This window comes from Mucilaginibacter sp. GW822-FHT03E02 (genome assembly GCF_058801545.1).
On sequence record NZ_JBXANJ010000001.1, the window covers coordinates 750994 to 771293 of the forward strand.

A 20300-nucleotide genomic window follows, 5' to 3' on the forward strand; every position below is an offset into this window, starting at 1 on the left:
GGGTTTATTGTTTTTCAATCAGTTTAATGATCTCTTGCAGGTCTTTGGCGCTTAGTTTTTTATCCTTAGCGAAAAAGGTAACCAGGTCTTTGTAGGAGTTTTGGAAGTAATCGTTCACAAAACCACTCATAAAGCGTTTTTTGTATTCCTCCTCTTTTATGGCCGCACTGTAGCGTAAGGAGTTGCCCATTTTTTCGCTTTGCAAAAATCCTTTGCGCTCCAGGTTTTTTATGGTTGATGCCAGCGTGGTATATGGCGGCTTGGGTTCCTCCATCTGGTCAAGAAAATCTTTTATAAAACCCACCTCGCATTGCCATACCGCCTGCATGGCTTCTTCCTCTTGTTTTGATAATTTCTCCATTATTAATTACGATTATTTCGTAAATCTACGAATAGCTCGTAAATAACAAAATTATTTAACAAAAATTAACAAAGCCAAGAATTGGATGTTATCGTATTGAAAATTTGGCATAAAAAAAACCGCTAAAAGCGGCTTCTTAATATCATAGTTTAATTGCAGTTTATTTATTTAGCACGTTTAGCCACAGCCTCAAGTTCGGCCATAAAATCATCAGCATCCTTTTTTGAGCGGATCACCTGGCTCAAACTGTCGTTATTGATGGTTTTACCATTTGATGCAACCGGCGCACCACCTTTAACGGTAGCAAGTTTTTTAAACTGCTCAATCTTCTTTAACATTTGCTGATCCATATACAAATATAACTAAAGTTCAATTATTATAAACAAATATACTATCGCTTATTTTAGACGAAACATATAATAGCGATACAAATCTTTATTTTCCCGTGCATAATCAAAAGATTCGGGTCTTGGTTTTGCGATAGCATGACCATCATCATCTTTTTCGTAATCTCCGTTTCTAAAAATACGTACATACCAATCAACACCAATAGCAGTAAAGTAGTTACTGAGGTATTCTCTATTATACTTATACATTCTATGATATAATCTGGCCCGAAAATCATCTGACCCATCAATGCCAACAGTTAAATTAGGGTTTTGCTGTAAAAACGTAAGGCCAAGAAATAAAACAGTGGAAAATACCTTATCCAGATTAAGATGTCTCAATTTAACATTATCCTTAAATCCGCCCCTCCCGTCAGGAGGACCAAAGCCAAGGTTGAATACATCTGGCAACAACGGATCTGGATGTGGACCAATAAGGATGAGTATTTCCTGCGTCGAGCCGTCGACTTGCGGAGCCTCAAAAGTCATCTCTGTCAAGGTGTCCACCAATTTTAGCGGAGGGTAAATCTGATCGAAGTTTATAGTAACCTGCATAAATTAAAAAGGGGCTTCCCTAATCTATCTTAATCCCCTTATAATGCTCGGCGGCCTTATAATCCTTGCGTAACGGGAAACCATCCCAGTCATCAGGTAATAAAATGCGGCGCAGGTCGGGATGGTTGGTGAAGAAGATGCCTAACAGGTCATAAGCTTCGCGTTCGTGCCAGTCGGCCGTGCGGTATATGGCGGTGATGCTTTTAAATTCGGGTAACTGGTCGCTTTCCCGGTCATGGGGCTTGCTTATTTTTAGGGTAAGCTGGGTTTTATACGGAATAGATGCAAGGTGATAAACCACGCCGTAGCGATTAGTTTCATCGTTATAATGCAGCCCGCTGATGCTCGATAAAAAATCGAAGTATGTTTTGGGGTTATTACGCAACTCCAGGCACACCCGGTCAATATCGTCGGGGTTAATTAGCAAGGCAGGCTGCAGGCCACCGGTTTCTTCGCCGGCAATAACAGCCTCGCCAAATTTTTGGATAAGTAATAATTTAATGTCGTTAAACATCATGGGGCCAAACGTACTTTTTTCCAGATTTTTTTATCAGTTTTTTTGTAAAGGATACGGTCATGCAGCCTGCTTGGCCTGCCCTGCCAAAACTCTACCAGTTGCGGCTTTAAAATGTATCCCCCCCAATATGATGGCTTCGGGATTTCTTTGCCTTCGTATTCGGCTGTAAGTTGGGCTTGTTTTTCTTCCAGTACTTTCCGGTCTTCAATTTCCTGGCTTTGCGGCGATACCAATGCACCAATCTGGCTGTCTACAGGGCGCGAGTGAAAATACCGTTCAGATTCTTCCTTGCTCAATTTCTCCAATGTACCCTCAATACGCACCTGGCGTTCCAGTTCGCCCCAAAAAAAGGTAATGGCGCCATGCGGATTTTTAGTTATCTCTTTACCCTTGCGGCTCAGGTAATTGGTATAAAACATAAATCCCTCTTTATTAATACCTTTCAGCAAAACAATACGGGCCGATGGCTTTCCGTTTGTAGTTGCCGTAGCCAGGGTCATGGCGTTAGGCTCGGGCAATTTTGCGGCCAGTGCTTCGTTAAACCATTGTTCAAACTGGTTCATCGGGTCGGCCTTGGTGCTGTTTTCCAATAAAGTAGCGGCAGAATACTCCTGCCTTAAATTTTGTAGTTGCTGCTCGTCCATTTGTGCAAACTTACTAATTAATTAATCCGTATATATTGATATATTTTCATTTTCATATTTGAACATATTTTTACTATGCTTGTTGTGTCATTTAAATTTAAACCTGTATGTTAAGTACTATATCGGCAGCCGCCGGACGCCTGCTTATTTCTGAACCTTTTATGTTAGACCCGAATTTTAAAAGATCGGTCATCATCCTCACAGAATTTTCTGCCGATGGCGCCATGGGTTTTATTTTAAACCACCAGGGCGAATATATGCTTGGCGACGTATTGCCCGATGTATCGTACTCCGAAATGCCTGTATATGAAGGCGGACCGGTAGGCAAAAACACCCTGCACTTTATCCACCGGGTACCCGAAAAAATTGACGGCGGCATTGAAATTGCTTCCGGCGTATACTGGGGCGGCGATTTTGAGCAAATAAAAAAGCTGGTGAGTAACTACCAGCTTAACGAAACAGAAATAAAGTTTTTTGCAGGCTACTCCGGCTGGACAGCCCAGCAACTCGACGAAGAAATTGCCGCCGACAGTTGGATAGTAACCGACAAGTTTGCCCCCGAAACCCTTTTTGAAGGCGAAGAGCACAACCTGTGGAAAGACGTAATCAAAGGCCTCGGCAATCGCTACGCGCATATAGCCAACTTTCCGGAAAACCCGGCGTTGAATTGAGGTATCGGTTGCGGGTTGCCTGGTGCGGGTTGCTGAATTTAGGTGATATCTGTTGCCGGTTGCCTGGTACGGGTTGCGGTATTTAGTGCGTAGCTTATTAAATTATGGCAATACCTGCGGCCCGGGCTGTATGCTCATACGCCTGCAGGCATTACACACAGGCCTGTATCCGCGCCCATCCCTATTGCAGTTGTATGAATCAGAATTTACAGAATTTAAGAATGGGCAGAATCTTATCTGAACCCGGATTAAACAGATTAATGGATTGCCGGATTTTTGGCTAACTTGTTTACCAAATTTTGCAAACTGCAAACTGCAAACTGCAAACTGCAAACTGCAAACTGCAAACTGCAAACTACCCCTCCATTTCCCTTGCCGATTCTTCTACCTTTTTCTTCAGGTCTTCTTTAAAGTCGATGAGGTTTTTAACCAGGTATTCGTCGGCAGTCGACAGGATTTGGGCGGCAAGTATGCCTGCATTTTTGGCTGCATTAAGGGCTACAGTTGCAACAGGGATCCCGTTTGGCATCTGGAGTATCGAAAGGATCGAATCCCATCCATCTATAGAGTTGCTTGATTTTACAGGTACGCCAATAACCGGCAAATGGGTTAGTGAGGCTACCATTCCTGGCAAATGCGCAGCGCCGCCGGCGCCGGCGATGATTACCTTAATACCCCTGTCGGCAGCGGCACGGGCGTAGCTAAACATCCTATCCGGAGTGCGGTGTGCCGATACTACCGTAATTTCGTATTCAACACCTAATTCTTTTAATACATCGGCGGCATCCTGCATAATATGCAAATCAGATTTGCTGCCCATAATGATGGCTACTTTTGGTTGGCTCATGTTGTTGTTATTGTATTTATATTTTTAGCACCGTCATTGCGAGGCACGAAGCAATCTCCTGATTTGCAAGGCAATTATGCAAGGTAAAAAGATTTCTCGCTTTGCAGCAACGTGTTATTTATTCATTGTTTTTTTTCGTAAACTATTCTTCTTATCAAAAATACTATACCAAGGCCAATCAAAATTGGGATGCATAAAAACATCAGGTAATGTGCCACTTTCCCCCATTTGTACTCAAACGAAGACATGTCTTGCCGGGCATGCCATGTATTTAAAACTTTAAAACCGTCAAAAAACACCTTTAAATTCTTATCCGTACTCGGCAATAAATTGGAACAAGATAATGAGCATATTGCCATGGAATCATTTAAACATACCACACGTTGATATACATACGTATCATACCCGTTATAATGTGCTTTATAACCAAACTCAACTCCGTCGAGTCCACTGATTTTTATTTTATTTTTATAAAACGTTTTGCTGTTAGTTCGTTTTAATGCCCCCCTTATGTAGTTGTTGTAAACGGAGTCGACATTATCATTTTTAAACAGATCCAATAGTCCTCCTTCTGCGTCCGCTATCGCCCCCGTATACGTCACCCCATTATGGTTAACCATGTAAACGTTTACACCACTTACCCTTTGGAATGCAGGGCTATCTGGCAACATTACTCTCGCTATCCCTCCAAGCCTTTGCTTATAAGGGTATTGAGCGAAGGTAACCGTAGCAATACAGCCAACAAGAACAGTTAGTACAAATATTTTAATGTTCATGATAAGAGGTTTTAGCACCATCATTGCGAAGCACGAAGCAATCTCCTGATTTGCAACGCAATTATGCAAGGTAAAAAGATTTCCCTTTGCGATGGGGCGCTATCTATCTTTATGTTTCTTATAAATTATTCTTCTGATCAAAAACACTATCCCAACACCAATTAAAATCGGGATACACAAAAACATCAAGAAACCTATTACCTTCCCTGTTTTGTACGCCAGGTTAGAAGAGACATCCTGTCGGGCCTCGCTGGCATTCAGAACTCTAAATCCGTCAAAAAATACTTTCAGATTTTTGTCTTTATTTGATAATGAATCCGCGGCCAGTATTCCGCAGGATACCAATGAATCATTTAAACACACCAAACGATGATACCCGTAAGTATCTTGTCCCTTCAATTTTGTTTTGTACCCAAATTCAACTCCCTTAACTCCACTAATATCTATTTTATTTTTATAAACCAGCTTAGCCTTCGAACTTTTCAGCAAACTGTTTATATAAGTTGCATAGGTGGAGTCGATAGGTTGGTTGTCAATAAGATCTCTCAGACTTCCAGCCACATCAGCCACCTGCGCCATAAATATTACGCCCTTGTAATTAATAAGATAATTATTAACACCATCTACTTGCTTGAGTTTAGGAGTATCTGGCAACATTACGGTTGCTATACCTCCGAGATTTTGCTTATAAGAATATTGGGCAAAAGCCGCCGTTGCGATACATCCAGCAAGGACTGTTAGTACAATTATTTTAATGTTCATGATAAGGGGTTTAACAATTCAATAAGTGATAACTTTTTTCGCTTTATCGATAACAGCCAGTATCTACCCACACCAATATAGCTTATGTCATTGCGAGCAATAGCGTGGCAATCTCTTCGCATGCACAGCGGTCACGCATACGAGGAGATTGCTTCGTTCCTTATAATGACTTATCCGTAAGTTACTGATTGTCAATATCAAATATCCGTCATTGCGAGGCACGAAGCAATCCCCGACATGCTAAGTCCCACATAGTTTGGGATTGCTTCGTGCCTCGCAATGACGGTAGTTTTGGACATTGGTTTAACTATATTTCGTTGCACGTCATCCCCATTTTTTTCAGGATCATCCTGATGGATACTCGCAATGACATATCGCGGCTAACTTATCACCTTCAGCGTCTTCTGCACAAATCTCGCTTTCTCTATCGCCTTTTCCCTGTCCGCATCCACTATCGTTACATGCCCCATTTTGCGGAACGGTTTTGTCAGCGCTTTGCCGTAAAGGTGAATATATACACCTGGCACCTTCAGTACTTTTTCTATTCCTTTGTAAACGGCGGGGCCTTCGTAGCCGGCTTCGCCTAAAACGTTTACCATAATGGCGTTGTTCAGACAGGCGGTGTTGCCTAATGGCTGGTTAAATATGGCTCTTAAATGTTGCTCAAATTGCGATACCACGTTGCCCTCAATGGTTTGGTGCCCGCTGTTATGTGGGCGCGGGGCCAGTTCATTAACCAATATTTTGCCGTTTTTATCTAAAAACATCTCAACGGCTAACAGGCCTACAATTTTCAGGCTTTCGGCTATTTTTTTGGCTATCTGCTCTGCTTCCTGTTGCACTTCAAATGGCAGGGTGGATGGCGAAATCAAAAACTCAACCAGGTTGGCTTCTGGGTTAAATTCCATCTCCACCAGCGGGAAAGTACTTACTTCGCCATTTTCGCTGCGGGCTACTATTACGCCTATTTCCTTTTCAAAATCAACCCATTGCTCAATCAGGCTGGGTTCTTTAAAAGCCTTATCCAGGTAACTTTCATCAACTACCTTGTAAACACCCTTACCATCATAACCATCCCTGCGGAGTTTTTGGATATAAGGAAAAGGAATGGTGCTTTGCTGTAATTCCCGGTGCGATGATATGATCTGGAAATCGGCAGTAGGGATATCGTTTTCTTTGAAGAATTGCTTTTGCAAACCTTTATCCTGTATCAGCCTGATGATGCGCGACTGGGGATAAACCAGCACACCTTCTTTCTCCAGCTGCTCCAGCGCATCTACATTTACCTTCTCAATTTCGATGGTAAGCAAATCAACAGTTTTACCAAAGTTGTATACAGTTTCGTAATCGCCTAACGATCCTACGGTAAACTCGTCGCAAAGTTTGCGGCAGGGTGCTTCCCTGTCCGGATCGAGGATTTTAACCGTAACGTTATAATTTATAGCCTGTTGTATCAGCATGCGCCCTAACTGGCCGCCGCCCAAAATACCTAATTTTAAATCTCCGTAAAATGCTTTCATTTGATGTTGCAAGTTTACCTGAAATCTTTCAAAAACCCATAACCTGCTTTTATATCTGGGTTGTTATCCTTTTTTTACCCTCAGGTAGTAAAAAACGCTGTGCACTACTAAAAAGATGAACCCGGTTAACAGGTAAATCACCTTATACTGCGGGGGCAACTGCATGGTAAATATGGTTACTATAAAAGCTATCGCCCCGCCAAAATACAGCGGCAACCTTACTGGCAGGTTATTCCAGTAAGCTGGGTTCACCAGAAATAACGATGGCAGCGACATTATAAAAACAATAATGTTGAGCAATACTATCCCTTCGCAAATTTTAGGCAAAGCGGTGGAGTAGTCGGCCCCTTTTTGGGTAATGGCGTAGTAAATACTGTTAACCGCAATTGATAAAATGACAGAAAATATAACCGTTTTAAATAGCTGCCTGGCGAGTACTTTCATAGTTAAATGTTTTTAAGCATAGCCCGCAGGCCATGTTTTGTATGCAGGTGCAAAATAAGGCAATAGCTTGCTTAAAGCTTTAATATCAATGTCACAAAATGACATAAGCATTCTTTCAATCTTCCTCAACAATATTATCAGGCGTCAACCTCCTGAAAAACATAAAGCAAAGTACAATTATCTGCGAAATTATGTGGGTGGCGTAAAACTCCTTATCGCCGTATTGCAGCTTCGCGCCAAACAGCACATAACCCAAAATTGCAATGGGTGTTATAAAACACACTATAAATGCCTTATTTTTTTCGTTTTTAAAGTTGATAGACATAAAAAGGCCCGGGATCCAGAGCAGGGTTAATGGGAGATTAAGCAATAAAGCGCCAACCAGGGTTGATGGCACCAGGTGACTATCCCACTGCCCCTTAACCGTGATTAAAAAGAATGCAAAACTGAGCACGATGGATAATAGCACCGAAAACAGGTACAGCAACAAAAGTAATTTCCAGATTTTCATAATATATATAACAAGCCCCGGAAGGCTGAATGGCAAATTTTTTAAAACTACATTTTTATTGCCGAAATAGAAATACTGATTAAAGACCGCTATTTACGCCCAGGAATAAATGCGCTTTCAGGTAGTTTTCCGTCCTGCCACGCCTTATTCAACAATCAATTGCGCCCCCGGCTTGAATTTCTTTCAAAAAATAATTACAGCATCCACACCGGTTTAACCTGCTCAAATTCAAGAAATTCGCCTTCTTTTCCAATTCGCGAAATTCGCCCTAATTCGTGAAATTCGTGTCAATTCAAAACATCTTGTGTAATTATTAGTTATAATACCTGTAAAACAAAGCGAATTATATAACTTAAAAGAAAATACTATCAGATAAACTGCTACTCATTTACATTTAATTTACGAACAAAATCAAAAAGAAAGATGAACATGAAAAAGTCAGTTTTAATTGCAGTGGCCGCGTTAGGCATCGGTTTTTTATCGAACAACGTAATGGCGCAAACCCAACAAACCGATACAACTAAAACAGCTCCTGCAACAACAACCGGGGCTCCTGCTGCCGCATCGGGCGATGTAGTTGGCGTATTAAGCAGCACTACAGATTTTGCTCCATTAGCACTGGCCGTTAAAACTGCCGACCTGGAACCTGAATTAAAAGGCCCCGGCCCATTCACTGTATTTGCTCCAAATGATGTAGCATTCAGCAAAGTACCAAAACCAACTATGGACGATTTGACTAAAGACCATGGCAAACTGGCTAAGGTATTAAACTACCATGTAGTTGCCGGTAAATACACCAAAGCCGATATCATTAAAGCGTTAACTGCCGGTAAAGGGAAAGCAGTGTTAAAAACCATTGATGGTGATAGCCTTACCTTGTCGGTAAACGACAAAAGCAATTTACAAATAGTAGATCCCAAAGGGAATGTCGCATTAGTTATCTCGTTTGATACCATGGCTTCAAACGGGGTTATCCATGGCATAAATGGCGTATTGATGCCGTAATAACATTAATAAAGCTGAAAGGCATCCCGGTATAAACACGGGATTAATGATCAATTTTAAATCCAAAGGGTTTGGCAGTAAAACGCCAGGCCCTTTTTATTGGCTGCTATTAATCAACCGGCCCGGTATTGTTCAATTTATAAACCAGTTGACCGTCTATCGTTTCCGAATAAGTAAATCCGTTGCGTTCCAATAGTTTAACCGATGGCTCATTTTGTGGCATTGGCCAGGCGGTTATAGTTTTAAGCAGCATGTTGTTAAACCCGAACGCTATAACCTTTTCAATGGCCTCGCGCATAAGGCCTTTGCCCTGGTATGTTGGCAGCAGCTCGTAGCCAATCTCGGCTGTTGCCGTGTCGTAATCAAAATTCCAACAGCAAATGGTGCCGATAACGCCGGGAGTGCTTTCTAATTGAATAACCCAGTACACGCCTTTCCCGCTAATCCTATCCTGTTTGCGGGCCTGGATGAATTGATTAATAGCTTCCATAGTTTGCTGGTTACTACGGCCTATAAAACGGTTTATAGCGGCATTGCTGCGGATGGCTAAAAGCTGCTCATTATCTGCAGGTACAAGTTCCCTTAAAACCAATCTGTCGGTTTTTAATTGCGGGAAAACAGCTGATGGAAAAACAATGCCCATTATTTTTTTGGCGAAAATTTAGCCTTCCAGTATTTATTATCCGCAATAAGCGCAACAGGTATACCAATACAAACGATGAGGATAACCAGCCCGGTTAAAGCTACATGCACTTTGATGTGATGGTAACCAATTTTACTTAAGGGCACTACAACCAGGTTCATTACCAGCCAAACAATAATGCCATAAACTACAGCGATAATGTATTTATTACGGGTGAGTTTATCAAAAAACGGGTAAAGCAGGTAAAAAGCAGTGGTAAAACAAAACGCTATAAGGTAATGAAAAAACACGCCAGCCACTACCATTTGCGTGCCGCTGGTAAAAGCCGCTTTGCCAAATACGGCGCTTGCAATAAATTCAAAAATAACATCGGCGCCCACCTTGGGGTTGGTAATAAAACTCCAGATGATGGCTGCCATACCATCAAGCGTGCCGGTTAAAAAACCAAGCCAGAAAATAGTAGGCAAGGCATCTTTGAACTTTGATGGTTGGTTTTGTGCTGCCATGGCGGTTTATTTTATGGTATAAAGTTATGCTTTTTATAAAAACCGTACGTACAGGGCCTTTTATTTTTTATCTGTAAAAAAATATTAAAACTGATGCTTATTTTTATGCGGATGAATGCTATCAACACAATTGAAATACCGGGCCTTATTACGCAAAAAATAACCCGAAAGCTGGTATTTAATACAGATGGCATTACTATACAAAAAAAATCGCCGTTTGCTTCTTCTGCTTTTTTGCCTGCCGCCAATATTGCAGCTTTTAGGTATGGGGTTAGCTGGGTAAGCGGCTATCAGTTTGTTTTTGGCCGCCAGTATTTTATCGAGGTGCAAACCTACGACCGTAAAATTTCGCGCATTAAACTGGGTAGTTATTACGGTATCCGTAAAGAATTATATGGCAAGCTTTGGAATGATATTATCCAGCAATTATGGCAAAACTATTTTGTAAACCTGTTTAACTATTACCACGACCTTTACAAAATTCACCAGACTTTTGAGCTTTGCGGTATCAGTTTTCATTTTGACGGTATATGCTGGGACCAGCAAGATATTTTACCCTGGCACACCATAGCCGTTAGCAGTTATAGTACCTATTTTATGATTTACAACTGCCAAAACAAAAAGCAGTGCAAAAGCAAAAACTTCGCCAATGACTGGAACGCGGTGATATTACAGGTACTGCTGAAAGAGATTGTTAAAGAGCGCAATGTGATGCTATCGTAAGAAAAATGTAGAGACGCATCACATGCGTCTCTCGCCATGTAGGCCAACTTTGTGCGTAAACTTAAACGCGGGAGACGCATGTGATGCGTCTCTACAAAAAATTACTTCAAATACTCATCCAGCCAGGCAAACACCTTGTTCCTGACATCTTCCGCATCAAACATTACCCCATAGTGCGGGGCGTTGGGCACAATAATCAATTCATTTTTTACGGCGGCAAGTTTGAGATGTAAACTGAGCGAAATAGATTGGCCGGGGTTTACAGATTCATCCTTTTCGCCTTGTACAATCAGGAATGGCGGGTCGTTTTTATCAACATAAGTAACCGGACTGGCCATTTTTGCCAGGTCGGGCCGGTCAAATACCCTGGCGCCAAGCAACAGGGTTAGCGGGCTGTTAGGGTCGGTTGATTCATTGCCTTTTATCGACAGAAAATCCGACGGCCCATAAAAATCAAGAACCAGCTTAATTTTAAACGAAGGCTTTTTGCCATCAGCATAAAATGCTTTAATATTATCGTTATTGGATAACCCCACCAGCGAAGCCAGGTGCCCGCCTGCCGAAAACCCGATAAGAGCAATTTTATCCTTATCCAGTTTGTATTTAGCCGCGTGTTGGTATAAAAACTCCACCGCCTGGTTACAATCCTGAATCTGCGCAGGGAAAGGCGCGGTTGTGCTATGGCGATAATCTATCGAGGCTATGGCATACCCCCTGTCAATAAAACCTTTAATAGTTTCGGTCATGTAACCCATATCGGCATATTTATCATTCAGCATCCAGGCGCCGCCATGTACCCAAACAATAAGCGGGTAACTGCTTTTTACCACCGGCGGCAGGTAAATATCCAGCAGGTGTTTTTTTAACGTATCGCCGGCGTAATTAATGTCGCCATAAAGTACCGTCCCCTTCGGGAAAAATGATTGTTTGGGGGTGGATGTTTGGGCGTTAGCCCAATTGCTAAACAGCAGGAATAAAGCGATAAGTTTTTTCATAATTTATTGGTTGTTTAAAGATAGGTTTTAGATAGCTGTTTTTCACCTAAAAAATCTTTGTAACCTTTGGATTTAGCGAAACAATGGCCAACGCAGCGCGGATGTGATAAAAGGTGTATTTGGCGGTTGAACCCGGAGGGGTAATAACCTTGGACCCGAGGAAGCATGGCGTAAACGACTCACCCCGACGAGGCTGCGCCCGTCTGCCCCTCTCTCCGACTGCGTCGCATAGAGGGGCAAAAAAATAAAAGAAAAAAAGCAAAAATGGGATTCGCCCTCTATGCGGCTTTAGCCGGAGAGAGGGTCGACCGGCGAAGCCTGGTCGGGGTGAGTCGTAGCCGGCGTTTATTTGAATGTTTGGATAATCCAAATGCCACATTACTACCCAACAATTTGTGTTTCCCCAACAAAAAAATGAGAAACAATTGAAGAAAGAATGAAAGCTGACAATAGGACTACGAGGACTTTTATACTTTCTAATTATAATATCAAAGATAAGGGCTACGCTTTCTCTTTTCAGCCAGTATTTCCCCTCCCGACACATAGCTCCACTCTTTTGACCGGGCATTATAAACCATTCTGCCTGTAGGAATATAGCCAAGAGTACCACCACAGTTTGCGCGCAAATGAACATGTTTGGTAACAAGTTGCCAGTCGTGTATTTCGAAGGTTCTCCTTACGCTTACCATCCAATTATTTATGCTGATATCCAGTGTATCGATATTGATTTTTTTGCTGATGACGTTAACCATTCCCTTTTTGTTGGGCAGTTTTTCAACTTCGCGGATGCCATCATTTTGATCTTTTACAATTTTGAGGGTAAAATTGGGGTAGATGGTCGGGATTTCGGAAGTAACGGAGTCTCCAATTAATATAAATTGAGGCTTGATGTCCAAACTATTGGATTTTACAGCTTGCGAAGCTAATTGGTTAAAATAGTTCTCTATTGTTTTTGAGTATAATTGAATAATAACCTTTTGATCGGGGTGCTGCCCAAAGCAAGCTTTTGCAGTTAATATAATTGACAGAATCAACAATAGTTTTTTCATGGATAGGTCTGGCTGGGTAGCTTAGCTAAAAAATCACTTAAAGCTACCAATAATTTTACCCAACTCATCTTTAACAGGTTTGGGAATTTAATGCTCGTTTCGCACCAACTCCTGCATAAAGGAATATTCTTCAACAGGTAACTTCATCTTCGCTGCAATATCGTTTATCAGTAAGTATATATCGTTATCTATCTCGATATTATACTCATGCATTTGGGTTATCAGGATATCGAAGCATAATCCATACTCGTTATATTCCAGGTATTCTTTTGAGTTATCTAAATCGCGCTGATTAAGCCCCAATATTTCCGCAATACGGAGTAATGATAGTACCTGATCTTTTAAGCTTTTCTTTTTCTTAAACCAGTTAAACATATCTGCTTGTCAATTTTATTTCGTTATCAATGCATATGATAACCCGCAAATTAAAACCATCAATAAAATTAACCAGGAAATTCCGCTAAAGTTGTCGATGAGGTAAAGAATGCCGTCCCATTTTGGTTTTCTCACTTTTCCTTCCTTCCGTTTTAATTTGTTAAATACTACAACGAAAATGTCAAAATCTAACTCACCAATACTATTCAATTTTATTTGTCTTCCATCTGTGAAATTGAATGTGGTAGTTACATTAACAAATATTGTTGCCATTTGCCACGAACTACCGACCGAGGCCTCGATTTTTTTTGAGTTCTGAGATACACTTTTAACTTCCGAAAACAAGAACCTATCTTTAAAAGGAAGTAAAAAATAGCTGATAATGAGACTATCCGCAGTAAGTTTCACCCTTTTGACAGTAATGAACAAATAAAAAAAAACTAAAGAAACCGCAAGAAACAAAAAGAAAAAAAACAGAGCCATCTTACCTTTTGCAATTACATATTGCGACCAGGCCAGCCGGGATAAAAGCGCGAAGAAAAAAGTACCCAGGGATGTTATTGCTATAATAAAAAGCTTTGGTGATGATTTATAAAGTACTTCGGCCATATACGTGCAGACATTTATTGCGCCTTTATTAAACTGATTAAACAAATTTTAGTAGTCCTTTTCCAGCTCCGAAATAGCCACCTCCGGATTGTCAACCGAGCATTTAAGCCAAACAGAATCCCCTTTATCTAAATCGTTGGGATTCTTGTCCCAACCACCATCATATTCATATGTGGTTCCGTTAACAACAAAATTAATCCGGACACTGTGTCCTTTGAACGAAGATAGTTTTGTTATCACTCCCTTCAAATATAGGGGATGCTTACGAATCTCAACAACCTTAGCTGCTTTATCTTTGTCGACCTTTTTTACTAAAATAAACAAAGCGCCAACTAAAATAATGGCGATCACTAAAAGAGTGATATAGTTTTTAAATTGATGCAGTTTGGTCATTAAAACAGTTCATTCTAAATCATTTACTTTAACACCTTTTGAGCTGATTTTATAAAATGCTATTGGTATGTAACAACTTTATCTACAAGCTCTACGCTCTCTGCTATTACATAAAAATCAATATTATCCTCATTTTTGAGTTTGAAGATATTATTACCAATCTCTACACTATATTTCAAGTTTATCGCTCTTAACTCATTTAGATCGGTAACGAGTTCAATAATGCCCTCCGCCGTATTTACTTTCCAATCTGAATTTACGATCATCGAAAAAACATTTCTGAATTTTATTTCAAAATCGTGATAATAAAGAAAATCCTCGCTTGCGGCTATATTCAATTCCCGGATGGGAAATGAATATGAAAGTATGGCCAGCTCCAAATAAAAAAAAGATTTTGCCTTTTTATTAATTTCGACTAACTCATTTTCAAGCATAACGAATCTTTTTAATGGAAGTAAGGTTTAATCAATGTTTACGCCCCAATCAACCTCTCCCCTTCAATCTTCTTCTGCAATTCCAAAATTGCGCCAATCAAAGCTTCGGGGCGGGGTGGGCAGCCTTGCACGTATACATCAACGGGGATCACCCTGTCAACTCCCTTTACCACGTGGTAACCGTGCTGCCAATACGGGCCGCCGCAGTTGGAGCATGAGCCCATGCTGATCACGTATTTGGGTTCGGGCATTTGCTCGTACAAGCGTTTAATGCGTTCGGCCATTTTAAAGGTAACGGTACCTGCTATAATGATCACATCGGCCTGGCGGGCTGACGGGCGGGGGAACACTCCAAAACGGTCGAGGTCATACGTAGATGCCATGGAACCCATCATTTCAATAGCGCAGCAGGCTATCCCGAAACTCAGGGGCCACAGGGATGATAAACGCGCCCAGTTAAGCAGGTCGTTCATTTTGGTGATCACTACACCGCCGTCTTCGCTGGTTATATCGCTACTCATTTGTGGGCTTTTTAAAGGTGGGTTTAAACATGGGCTTGCGTACCGGGGTTGCTTCCTCAGTTACTTCGGCAGCAACAGGCTCCGGTGCAACAGGTTCGTTGGTCATGCTAAATGGTTTTACAACAAATTTGCCTTGCTCCAGGTTCAATTGTTGGTAAAACGATAACGGGATGTTTACATCGGTTGTGGGTACGGTTGGTTTGGCTTTTATCCATTCCAAATCGCCTTTGGCCCAAACGTAAACCAGGCCCAATATCAGGATGCCTAAAAAAACAAACATTTCGGCTAACGAGAACCACCCCCAGCGGTTATCGGCAGCTATGAGCTCGTGGTTGCCAAAAACGGTAGCCCAGGGGAATACAAACACCATCTCGACATCGAACAATAAAAATATTAAGGCGATAACGTAAAAACGCGAATTGAAGGGCAGCCAGGCATTGCCGGTAGGCTCTTCGCCACATTCATAGGAAGTTAGCTTCTCGTAATTGGGGTTACTGGGCGCCAGTAAACGGTTGAAAAAAAATATCACGCACACCATTATTATCCCGGTGATAAGAAAGATGAGTATCTTTCCAAATTCTGATATTTGCGAAACCTCGGTCATGACAACAAAATTAACAAAACAAACAGATTTTGACGCAATAATTATTGGCGGCGGTGCCTGCGGCCTCATGTGCGCGGTGCAAGCCGGCTTTTTGGGCAAGCGTACCCTGGTGCTGGAAAAAGCCGACCGCGTAGGCGCCAAGATCCTGATAAGTGGTGGCGGCCGCTGTAATTACACCAACCTGTACGCTACCGACCAGCAATTTATATCGCAAAATCCACACTTCTGTAAATCAGCCTTTTCGCAATGGACGGTGGACGATACCATCAGTTTTTTTGAAACCTACGGCATTATAGGCAAAGAAAAAACCTTGGGCCAGCTATTCCCCGAAAGTGATAAGGCTAAAGATATAGTAGAAGTGTTCACCAACCTGTGTGCCGATATGGAACAGGAGATATGGTGCAATGCCGAGGTGAAAATGGTGGAAAAAACTGACTATGGTTTTACCGTTAGGGCTGAGGTTAATGGCAAACAGGAATTTTTAAGCGCGCCAAGCGTGGTTATTGCCGCCGGCGGCCTGCCTATCCCCAAAATGGGCGCCACCGATTTTGGATTGCGCACTGCCCGCCAGTTCGATTTAAAAATAGCCGATACCGCCCCTGCCCTGGTGCCGCTTACCATTACCGGCAAAGATCAGCCCTGGTTTGAGCAACTAAGCGGCAACAGCATTTTTTGCCGCGTTTGGAACGACAGGATCAGCTTTGAAGAAAACATCCTTTTTACGCACTGGGGACTAAGCGGCCCGGCCATATTGCAGATCTCATCCTACTGGAAACCCGGCGAAACCATCTACATCGACCTGCTCCCCAACCAAAACATCGCCGACCTGATTCAGCAGGAAAAAGAAGCCAACGGCAAAAAAATGCTGCTGGCCTACCTGGCCGGCCTATACACCCGCAAATTTGCCGAAGCGTTGAGCGATAGCTTGCCCGTAGAGAAAAACCTCGCATCGCTCACCAAAACCGAAATCGAAGACATTAGTCAATTAATCCACGAATTTAAAGTAAAACCCGCCGGCGATAAAGGCTACGACAAAGCCGAAGTAATGCGCGGCGGGGTATCAACCGGCGAGCTATCGTCCAAAACCCTGGAAGCGAAAAAAATCCCCGGCCTGTTCTTCGGCGGCGAATGCGTAGATGTAACCGGCTGGCTTGGCGGCTACAATTTTCAATGGGCCTGGGCCAGCGGGTTTGTGATTGCGCAGAATATTTGATTTTTTTTTATACTTATCAACTGACGGGTACGGTCATTAAGGAAAACGAAGCACAAAGCCCCCTCTAAATCTCCCCCGGAAGGGGAGACTTTAGCTTCGTCCGCTTCGTTTTTTTAAGTCCTCCCTACCGGGGAGGATTTAGGTGGGGCTTATTACCTACCGCTCCACTATCTCATAATTCCTATATTCCCCTATCCGCCAGCCGGTATACTTCTCTACAAACTGCAAAAATTTACGGCGAAAGGTCATCGCTTTGCGCAGTTCTTTGGTGCTGAAATCAATGTTCCAGTTGGTGGCGGCAATGCGTTTTTGTATGGATGCGGGATGAGTGTCGGTAAAGCGGACCAGCTTATCGGCGTTGCTGTAGTCAAACTCAAAAGTTTCGGGCAGGTTTTGCTCCATCCAGGCGTCATCGTGGTAAAACTTGTTAAAGTTGCGGATCTTGTTATTTAATCCCTGCGGGGGCTTGGCCCAGCCGTAGTGGTAAACGTATGCGTCAATCAGCTTTACTTTTATTTTACGGTCATCTAACCGAAAACCCTGCGCATCGCGGTAGGCATGCATACCTTTGATGTTTTTAACCAGGCGGATCTCGCGGCGGTACCACCTGCGCGAATCGCCGTAGTAATCATAGGAGCCGTAAAAATGAAGGTATTTAAACAGCAGGCCTTCAATGTTAGGTTTGTTAAGCGCATCCTCCATCTCCTTTTTTATCAACGGATGATATTTCTCATGTACCGCCTCATCGCCCTGGATGTAAAATGCCCAGTCGCTATCAGGCGATATGGCCGCGAAAGCCTTATCCGTCTCTACCGCGAACACCCGCCCGCCATCTTTCAGCGAATCGTCCCAAACGGTATCGATGATCTTGATTTTTGGCGATCCAATGGCTTCAATCAGTTCGCGGGTGCCATCGTCAGAGTTGCCTGCGGCTACGATAAACTCATCGCAAAGGGGCAAAATGGAGTTGATAGCCTCCACAATTGGATAATCGTTTTTAACCGCGTTTCTGATAAAGGTAAATCCGGATACTTTCATTAGGCGCAAAGGTAACGTTTGATTGGAAATGATTGGTAACGGTTACACCGATTGTTAGTGGTAAAATCACTGGCTTATAGTATAGCGGCGACGACTCACCACGAACATCGCTACGCTCGTTCTGCCCCTCTCCGACTGCGTCGCATAGAGGGGCTCGAAAAGAAAAATACGTTTTAACCCTCTTTGCGGCGCAGCCGGAGAGAGGGTCGGCCAGCGCAGCGTAGCCGGGGTGAGTCGTGGCCAGCGTTCAAATCAAGGGACTATCGCGAGCCTTCTTCTATAACCCATCCTTAATTATTCACGTAAAAACCATCGCTAAAAAAAGCCTGGCGCTATGGCTTAAATATCAATCAAATAGTTAAATCTTTTACTTAGCATTGTATCAATAAACCCCAATACAAACCATGGACATTATCAGAAGAGACAACATTACCTACGACGAATTTATGGAAGAACATTATAAACCGGGCATTCCGCTGGTTTTTACAAATGCCGCCAAAGTTTGGAAAGCTAATGGACTGTTTACTCCCGATTGGTTCAGGGAAAACTATCCCGACAGGAAAACGGATGTACGTGGCAATATCCTTACCATGAAGGATGCTATGGACATGGTAGAAGCCAGTACCGAAGAAAAACCCGCTGTATATCCTATTATTTTTGATATCCCGGCAACCATACCGGAGTTGATGCCGCTTTTAGATCCGCTGGATTTAAATTACGCATCGCCAAACTGGTTAAAAAATAAAATGTTCAGCATTGGCAAATGGGGCGGCGCTACCGAACTGTTTATTGGCGGCCCGGGCGGCAGATTTCCGTACATGCATATTGATTATTACCATTTAAACGCCTGGATAACCCAACTGTACGGCCAAAAACGTTTTACCGTTTTCCCACGCGGACAGGAGCACCTGCTTTACCCACGCCCGGATGATCCATGGCGCTCGGAAGTGAACGTATTTGAACCCGATTACGAAAAACATCCGCTGTTTAAAGATGCCACCCCAATAAATTTTGTAGTTGGCCCCGGCGAAACATTATTTATCCCGTTTGGCACCTGGCATACGGCTTACTCGCTTACGCCAACCATTTCGGTAGCGTTTGATACCCTCAACAGCAAAAACCACAAGGAGTTTATGCAGGATGTGTGGACATTTAAAAAACGCCAGAGTAAACTGAAGGCCGTTGCTATGTATGCTTACGCTGCTGTGGCTACGCAAACATCGAAGATTAGCGAGGGGTTATCAAGTCGGAAGTCTTAAGTCGGAAGTCTTTGGCGGAAAACCGGAAATGCTATCTTAAAATTGTTTAGTCACCGGTACCTATTTCGATTTTTTGGGGCTAAATACTTTAGACTTAGAACTCCGGACTTTAGACTTAAAACACGGTTATGTCATTAAATTAAAAAACACATCAGCTTATAGCTATAAACAGGCTATTTCACGGATATTTATGCAAACCGATGTGGTAACAAATTGGTTGGTAAATCATCAAAGCATAAAAATTATCCGTTGGAAACTATCCTTAAAATTCAAGATCTCAGTAAAACATACCAAAGCGCAGGGCGTACGCTCACCGTGCTTGACAACATCAATTTCGCGATAACCGAAGGCTCTACCAATGCCATCGTCGGGCCATCGGGCAGCGGCAAAACTACCCTGCTGGGGCTCTGTGCCGGGCTGGATAGATCAAGTACAGGATCGGTAGAGTTAAATGGCATCAGCCTGGGCAATTTAACCGAAGACCAGCGCGCGCAGGTGCGTAACCAGTACGTGGGCTTTATTTTTCAGAATTTTCAATTGCTGCCAACGCTTACCGCTTTAGAGAATGTGATGGTGCCGCTGGAGTTACGGAACGAAAAAAACATTAAAGCGCGTGCCCTGGATTTATTGGACAAAGTTGGCCTCGCCGACCGCGGGCATCACTACCCTTCCCAGCTATCCGGCGGCGAACAGCAGCGGGTTTCATTGGCACGTGCGTTTTCAAACGCGCCCAAGATCCTGTTTGCCGATGAGCCAACCGGAAACCTGGATGCCGAAACCAGCGAAAAGGTGATTACACTCATCTTCGACCTAAACAAGGAAGCCGGTACTACCCTGGTTGTAGTAACCCACGACCTTGACCTGGCCGCCAAAACACAACGCATCATCAGGATAAAAGGCGGCAAGCTGGTATCCGACGAAAAAACAATTAACGGGTAA

Annotated in this window: 28 protein-coding genes; 6 read left to right on the plus strand and 22 right to left on the minus strand. The window is 42.8% G+C overall.

All coding sequences use genetic code 11. The features are described 5' to 3' along the window. Positions 1–4: 4 nt before the first annotated feature. The 5 genes from AC1RM2_RS02785 to pdxH form a co-directional block, all read right to left on the minus strand. Positions 5–361, minus strand: coding sequence for a BlaI/MecI/CopY family transcriptional regulator (locus tag AC1RM2_RS02785; protein WP_090653318.1), 357 nt, complete (start codon positions 359–361; stop codon positions 5–7). A gap of 164 nt (positions 362–525) precedes the next feature. Further along, entirely contained in the window at positions 526–711 is a 186-nt protein-coding gene (locus tag AC1RM2_RS02790; protein ID WP_090653319.1) for a hypothetical protein, read from the minus strand. Between the two features lie 48 nt (positions 712–759). Then, positions 760–1302: a DUF6934 family protein gene (locus tag AC1RM2_RS02795; protein ID WP_492983154.1), complete on the minus strand. Its 543-nt coding sequence runs from the start codon at positions 1300–1302 to the stop codon at positions 760–762. 19 nt (positions 1303–1321) lie between these two features. Next, positions 1322–1819, minus strand: a complete 498-nt coding sequence (locus AC1RM2_RS02800) for an NADH-quinone oxidoreductase subunit C (RefSeq protein WP_090653321.1) — start codon at positions 1817–1819, stop codon at positions 1322–1324. Continuing rightward, the gene (gene pdxH / locus AC1RM2_RS02805; RefSeq protein WP_492983157.1) at positions 1816–2463 is read right to left on the minus strand and encodes a pyridoxamine 5'-phosphate oxidase; all 648 of its coding nucleotides are present in this window, start codon (positions 2461–2463) and stop codon (positions 1816–1818) included. Before pdxH ends, AC1RM2_RS02800 begins: the two co-directional genes overlap by 4 nt. Before the next feature lie 107 nt (positions 2464–2570). Here pdxH and AC1RM2_RS02810 point away from each other — a divergent pair, with 107 nt between their 5' ends. Then, the gene (locus tag AC1RM2_RS02810; protein ID WP_492983159.1) at positions 2571–3134 is read left to right on the plus strand and encodes a YqgE/AlgH family protein; all 564 of its coding nucleotides are present in this window, start codon (positions 2571–2573) and stop codon (positions 3132–3134) included. Positions 3135–3489: 355 nt separating this feature from the next. On the opposite strand, the gene purE is transcribed toward AC1RM2_RS02810, so the two are convergent. The 6 genes from purE to AC1RM2_RS02840 form a co-directional block, all read right to left on the minus strand. Next, entirely contained in the window at positions 3490–3981 is a 492-nt protein-coding gene (gene purE, locus AC1RM2_RS02815; protein WP_147058527.1) for a 5-(carboxyamino)imidazole ribonucleotide mutase, read from the minus strand. Between the two features lie 122 nt (positions 3982–4103). Then, positions 4104–4757, minus strand: a complete 654-nt coding sequence (locus AC1RM2_RS02820; RefSeq protein WP_492983161.1) for a hypothetical protein — start codon at positions 4755–4757, stop codon at positions 4104–4106. A 99-nt stretch (positions 4758–4856) separates the two neighbouring features. Beyond that, positions 4857–5519 (minus strand): hypothetical protein, encoded by a 663-nt coding sequence (locus AC1RM2_RS02825; RefSeq protein ID WP_492983163.1) that lies wholly within the window; start codon positions 5517–5519, stop codon positions 4857–4859. Between the two features lie 380 nt (positions 5520–5899). Then, positions 5900–7039 (minus strand): 5-(carboxyamino)imidazole ribonucleotide synthase, encoded by a 1140-nt coding sequence (locus AC1RM2_RS02830; protein ID WP_492983165.1) that lies wholly within the window; start codon positions 7037–7039, stop codon positions 5900–5902. A gap of 63 nt (positions 7040–7102) precedes the next feature. Next, positions 7103–7483: a hypothetical protein gene (locus AC1RM2_RS02835; RefSeq protein ID WP_492983168.1), complete on the minus strand. Its 381-nt coding sequence runs from the start codon at positions 7481–7483 to the stop codon at positions 7103–7105. A 115-nt stretch (positions 7484–7598) separates the two neighbouring features. Then, on the minus strand, positions 7599–7994 hold the full coding sequence (locus tag AC1RM2_RS02840; RefSeq protein WP_492983170.1) for a hypothetical protein: 396 nt from the start codon (positions 7992–7994) through the stop codon (positions 7599–7601). Between the two features lie 429 nt (positions 7995–8423). On the opposite strand from AC1RM2_RS02840, the gene AC1RM2_RS02845 reads away from it, so the two are divergent. Continuing rightward, positions 8424–8999, plus strand: coding sequence for a fasciclin domain-containing protein (locus tag AC1RM2_RS02845; RefSeq protein ID WP_492983172.1), 576 nt, complete (start codon positions 8424–8426; stop codon positions 8997–8999). A gap of 109 nt (positions 9000–9108) precedes the next feature. On the opposite strand, the gene AC1RM2_RS02850 is transcribed toward AC1RM2_RS02845, so the two are convergent. Then, positions 9109–9642, minus strand: a complete 534-nt coding sequence (locus tag AC1RM2_RS02850; RefSeq protein WP_492983174.1) for a GNAT family N-acetyltransferase — start codon at positions 9640–9642, stop codon at positions 9109–9111. Then, on the minus strand, positions 9642–10148 hold the full coding sequence (locus tag AC1RM2_RS02855) for a hypothetical protein (RefSeq protein ID WP_492983176.1): 507 nt from the start codon (positions 10146–10148) through the stop codon (positions 9642–9644). Before AC1RM2_RS02855 ends, AC1RM2_RS02850 begins: the two co-directional genes overlap by 1 nt. Positions 10149–10241: 93 nt before the next feature. On the opposite strand from AC1RM2_RS02855, the gene AC1RM2_RS02860 reads away from it, so the two are divergent. Further along, on the plus strand, positions 10242–10871 hold the full coding sequence (locus tag AC1RM2_RS02860) for a hypothetical protein (RefSeq protein ID WP_492983178.1): 630 nt from the start codon (positions 10242–10244) through the stop codon (positions 10869–10871). 101 nt (positions 10872–10972) lie between these two features. Here AC1RM2_RS02860 and AC1RM2_RS02865 read toward each other — a convergent pair whose 3' ends face one another. The 8 genes from AC1RM2_RS02865 to AC1RM2_RS02900 form a co-directional block, all read right to left on the minus strand. Further along, positions 10973–11866, minus strand: a complete 894-nt coding sequence (locus AC1RM2_RS02865) for an alpha/beta fold hydrolase (RefSeq protein ID WP_492983180.1) — start codon at positions 11864–11866, stop codon at positions 10973–10975. Between the two features lie 488 nt (positions 11867–12354). Beyond that, positions 12355–12915, minus strand: a complete 561-nt coding sequence (locus AC1RM2_RS02870; RefSeq protein WP_492983182.1) for a hypothetical protein — start codon at positions 12913–12915, stop codon at positions 12355–12357. Positions 12916–13002: 87 nt separating this feature from the next. Then, positions 13003–13290 (minus strand): MafI family immunity protein, encoded by a 288-nt coding sequence (locus AC1RM2_RS02875; protein ID WP_492983184.1) that lies wholly within the window; start codon positions 13288–13290, stop codon positions 13003–13005. Positions 13291–13305: 15 nt separating this feature from the next. After that, the gene (locus AC1RM2_RS02880) at positions 13306–13899 is read right to left on the minus strand and encodes a hypothetical protein (RefSeq protein ID WP_492983186.1); all 594 of its coding nucleotides are present in this window, start codon (positions 13897–13899) and stop codon (positions 13306–13308) included. A gap of 48 nt (positions 13900–13947) precedes the next feature. Further along, positions 13948–14292: a hypothetical protein gene (locus tag AC1RM2_RS02885; RefSeq protein WP_492983188.1), complete on the minus strand. Its 345-nt coding sequence runs from the start codon at positions 14290–14292 to the stop codon at positions 13948–13950. Between the two features lie 59 nt (positions 14293–14351). Next, on the minus strand, positions 14352–14726 hold the full coding sequence (locus tag AC1RM2_RS02890; protein WP_492983190.1) for a hypothetical protein: 375 nt from the start codon (positions 14724–14726) through the stop codon (positions 14352–14354). 38 nt (positions 14727–14764) lie between these two features. Then, entirely contained in the window at positions 14765–15247 is a 483-nt protein-coding gene (locus AC1RM2_RS02895) for an NADH-quinone oxidoreductase subunit B (RefSeq protein ID WP_090653327.1), read from the minus strand. Beyond that, entirely contained in the window at positions 15240–15851 is a 612-nt protein-coding gene (locus AC1RM2_RS02900) for an NADH-quinone oxidoreductase subunit A (protein ID WP_492983193.1), read from the minus strand. The genes AC1RM2_RS02895 and AC1RM2_RS02900 overlap by 8 nt, the downstream gene beginning before the upstream one ends. Here AC1RM2_RS02900 and AC1RM2_RS02905 point away from each other — a divergent pair. After that, positions 15850–17064, plus strand: a complete 1215-nt coding sequence (locus AC1RM2_RS02905) for a BaiN/RdsA family NAD(P)/FAD-dependent oxidoreductase (protein WP_492983195.1) — start codon at positions 15850–15852, stop codon at positions 17062–17064. The genes AC1RM2_RS02900 and AC1RM2_RS02905 overlap by 2 nt on opposite strands. A 156-nt stretch (positions 17065–17220) precedes the next feature. Here AC1RM2_RS02905 and AC1RM2_RS02910 read toward each other — a convergent pair whose 3' ends face one another. Then, entirely contained in the window at positions 17221–18102 is an 882-nt protein-coding gene (locus AC1RM2_RS02910; protein ID WP_492983197.1) for a glycosyltransferase family protein, read from the minus strand. A gap of 404 nt (positions 18103–18506) precedes the next feature. Between AC1RM2_RS02910 and AC1RM2_RS02915 the strand changes: the two genes are divergently transcribed. Both AC1RM2_RS02915 and AC1RM2_RS02920 read left to right on the plus strand, forming a co-directional pair. Beyond that, positions 18507–19361, plus strand: coding sequence for a cupin-like domain-containing protein (locus AC1RM2_RS02915; RefSeq protein ID WP_492983199.1), 855 nt, complete (start codon positions 18507–18509; stop codon positions 19359–19361). A gap of 249 nt (positions 19362–19610) precedes the next feature. After that, positions 19611–20300 carry an ABC transporter ATP-binding protein gene (locus AC1RM2_RS02920; RefSeq protein ID WP_492983201.1) on the plus strand — a complete coding sequence of 230 codons (690 nt, stop codon included), beginning with the start codon at positions 19611–19613 and terminating at the stop codon, positions 20298–20300.

Coding starts and splice junctions, on each gene's coding strand:
- AC1RM2_RS02785 (WP_090653318.1), bottom strand. CDS start 361: ATGGAGAAATTATCAAAACAAGAGGAAGAAGCCATGCAGGCGGTATGG.
- AC1RM2_RS02790 (WP_090653319.1), bottom strand. CDS start 711: ATGGATCAGCAAATGTTAAAGAAGATTGAGCAGTTTAAAAAACTTGCT.
- AC1RM2_RS02795 (WP_492983154.1), bottom strand. CDS start 1,302: ATGCAGGTTACTATAAACTTCGATCAGATTTACCCTCCGCTAAAATTG.
- AC1RM2_RS02800 (WP_090653321.1), bottom strand. CDS start 1,819: ATGATGTTTAACGACATTAAATTATTACTTATCCAAAAATTTGGCGAG.
- pdxH (WP_492983157.1), bottom strand. CDS start 2,463: ATGGACGAGCAGCAACTACAAAATTTAAGGCAGGAGTATTCTGCCGCT.
- AC1RM2_RS02810 (WP_492983159.1), top strand. CDS start 2,571: ATGTTAAGTACTATATCGGCAGCCGCCGGACGCCTGCTTATTTCTGAA.
- purE (WP_147058527.1), bottom strand. CDS start 3,981: ATGAGCCAACCAAAAGTAGCCATCATTATGGGCAGCAAATCTGATTTG.
- AC1RM2_RS02820 (WP_492983161.1), bottom strand. CDS start 4,757: ATGAACATTAAAATATTTGTACTAACTGTTCTTGTTGGCTGTATTGCT.
- AC1RM2_RS02825 (WP_492983163.1), bottom strand. CDS start 5,519: ATGAACATTAAAATAATTGTACTAACAGTCCTTGCTGGATGTATCGCA.
- AC1RM2_RS02830 (WP_492983165.1), bottom strand. CDS start 7,039: ATGAAAGCATTTTACGGAGATTTAAAATTAGGTATTTTGGGCGGCGGC.
- AC1RM2_RS02835 (WP_492983168.1), bottom strand. CDS start 7,483: ATGAAAGTACTCGCCAGGCAGCTATTTAAAACGGTTATATTTTCTGTC.
- AC1RM2_RS02840 (WP_492983170.1), bottom strand. CDS start 7,994: ATGAAAATCTGGAAATTACTTTTGTTGCTGTACCTGTTTTCGGTGCTA.
- AC1RM2_RS02845 (WP_492983172.1), top strand. CDS start 8,424: ATGAAAAAGTCAGTTTTAATTGCAGTGGCCGCGTTAGGCATCGGTTTT.
- AC1RM2_RS02850 (WP_492983174.1), bottom strand. CDS start 9,642: ATGGGCATTGTTTTTCCATCAGCTGTTTTCCCGCAATTAAAAACCGAC.
- AC1RM2_RS02855 (WP_492983176.1), bottom strand. CDS start 10,148: ATGGCAGCACAAAACCAACCATCAAAGTTCAAAGATGCCTTGCCTACT.
- AC1RM2_RS02860 (WP_492983178.1), top strand. CDS start 10,242: ATGCTTATTTTTATGCGGATGAATGCTATCAACACAATTGAAATACCG.
- AC1RM2_RS02865 (WP_492983180.1), bottom strand. CDS start 11,866: ATGAAAAAACTTATCGCTTTATTCCTGCTGTTTAGCAATTGGGCTAAC.
- AC1RM2_RS02870 (WP_492983182.1), bottom strand. CDS start 12,915: ATGAAAAAACTATTGTTGATTCTGTCAATTATATTAACTGCAAAAGCT.
- AC1RM2_RS02875 (WP_492983184.1), bottom strand. CDS start 13,290: ATGTTTAACTGGTTTAAGAAAAAGAAAAGCTTAAAAGATCAGGTACTA.
- AC1RM2_RS02880 (WP_492983186.1), bottom strand. CDS start 13,899: ATGGCCGAAGTACTTTATAAATCATCACCAAAGCTTTTTATTATAGCA.
- AC1RM2_RS02885 (WP_492983188.1), bottom strand. CDS start 14,292: ATGACCAAACTGCATCAATTTAAAAACTATATCACTCTTTTAGTGATC.
- AC1RM2_RS02890 (WP_492983190.1), bottom strand. CDS start 14,726: ATGCTTGAAAATGAGTTAGTCGAAATTAATAAAAAGGCAAAATCTTTT.
- AC1RM2_RS02895 (WP_090653327.1), bottom strand. CDS start 15,247: ATGAGTAGCGATATAACCAGCGAAGACGGCGGTGTAGTGATCACCAAA.
- AC1RM2_RS02905 (WP_492983195.1), top strand. CDS start 15,850: ATGACAACAAAATTAACAAAACAAACAGATTTTGACGCAATAATTATT.
- AC1RM2_RS02900 (WP_492983193.1), bottom strand. CDS start 15,851: ATGACCGAGGTTTCGCAAATATCAGAATTTGGAAAGATACTCATCTTT.
- AC1RM2_RS02910 (WP_492983197.1), bottom strand. CDS start 18,102: ATGAAAGTATCCGGATTTACCTTTATCAGAAACGCGGTTAAAAACGAT.
- AC1RM2_RS02915 (WP_492983199.1), top strand. CDS start 18,507: ATGGACATTATCAGAAGAGACAACATTACCTACGACGAATTTATGGAA.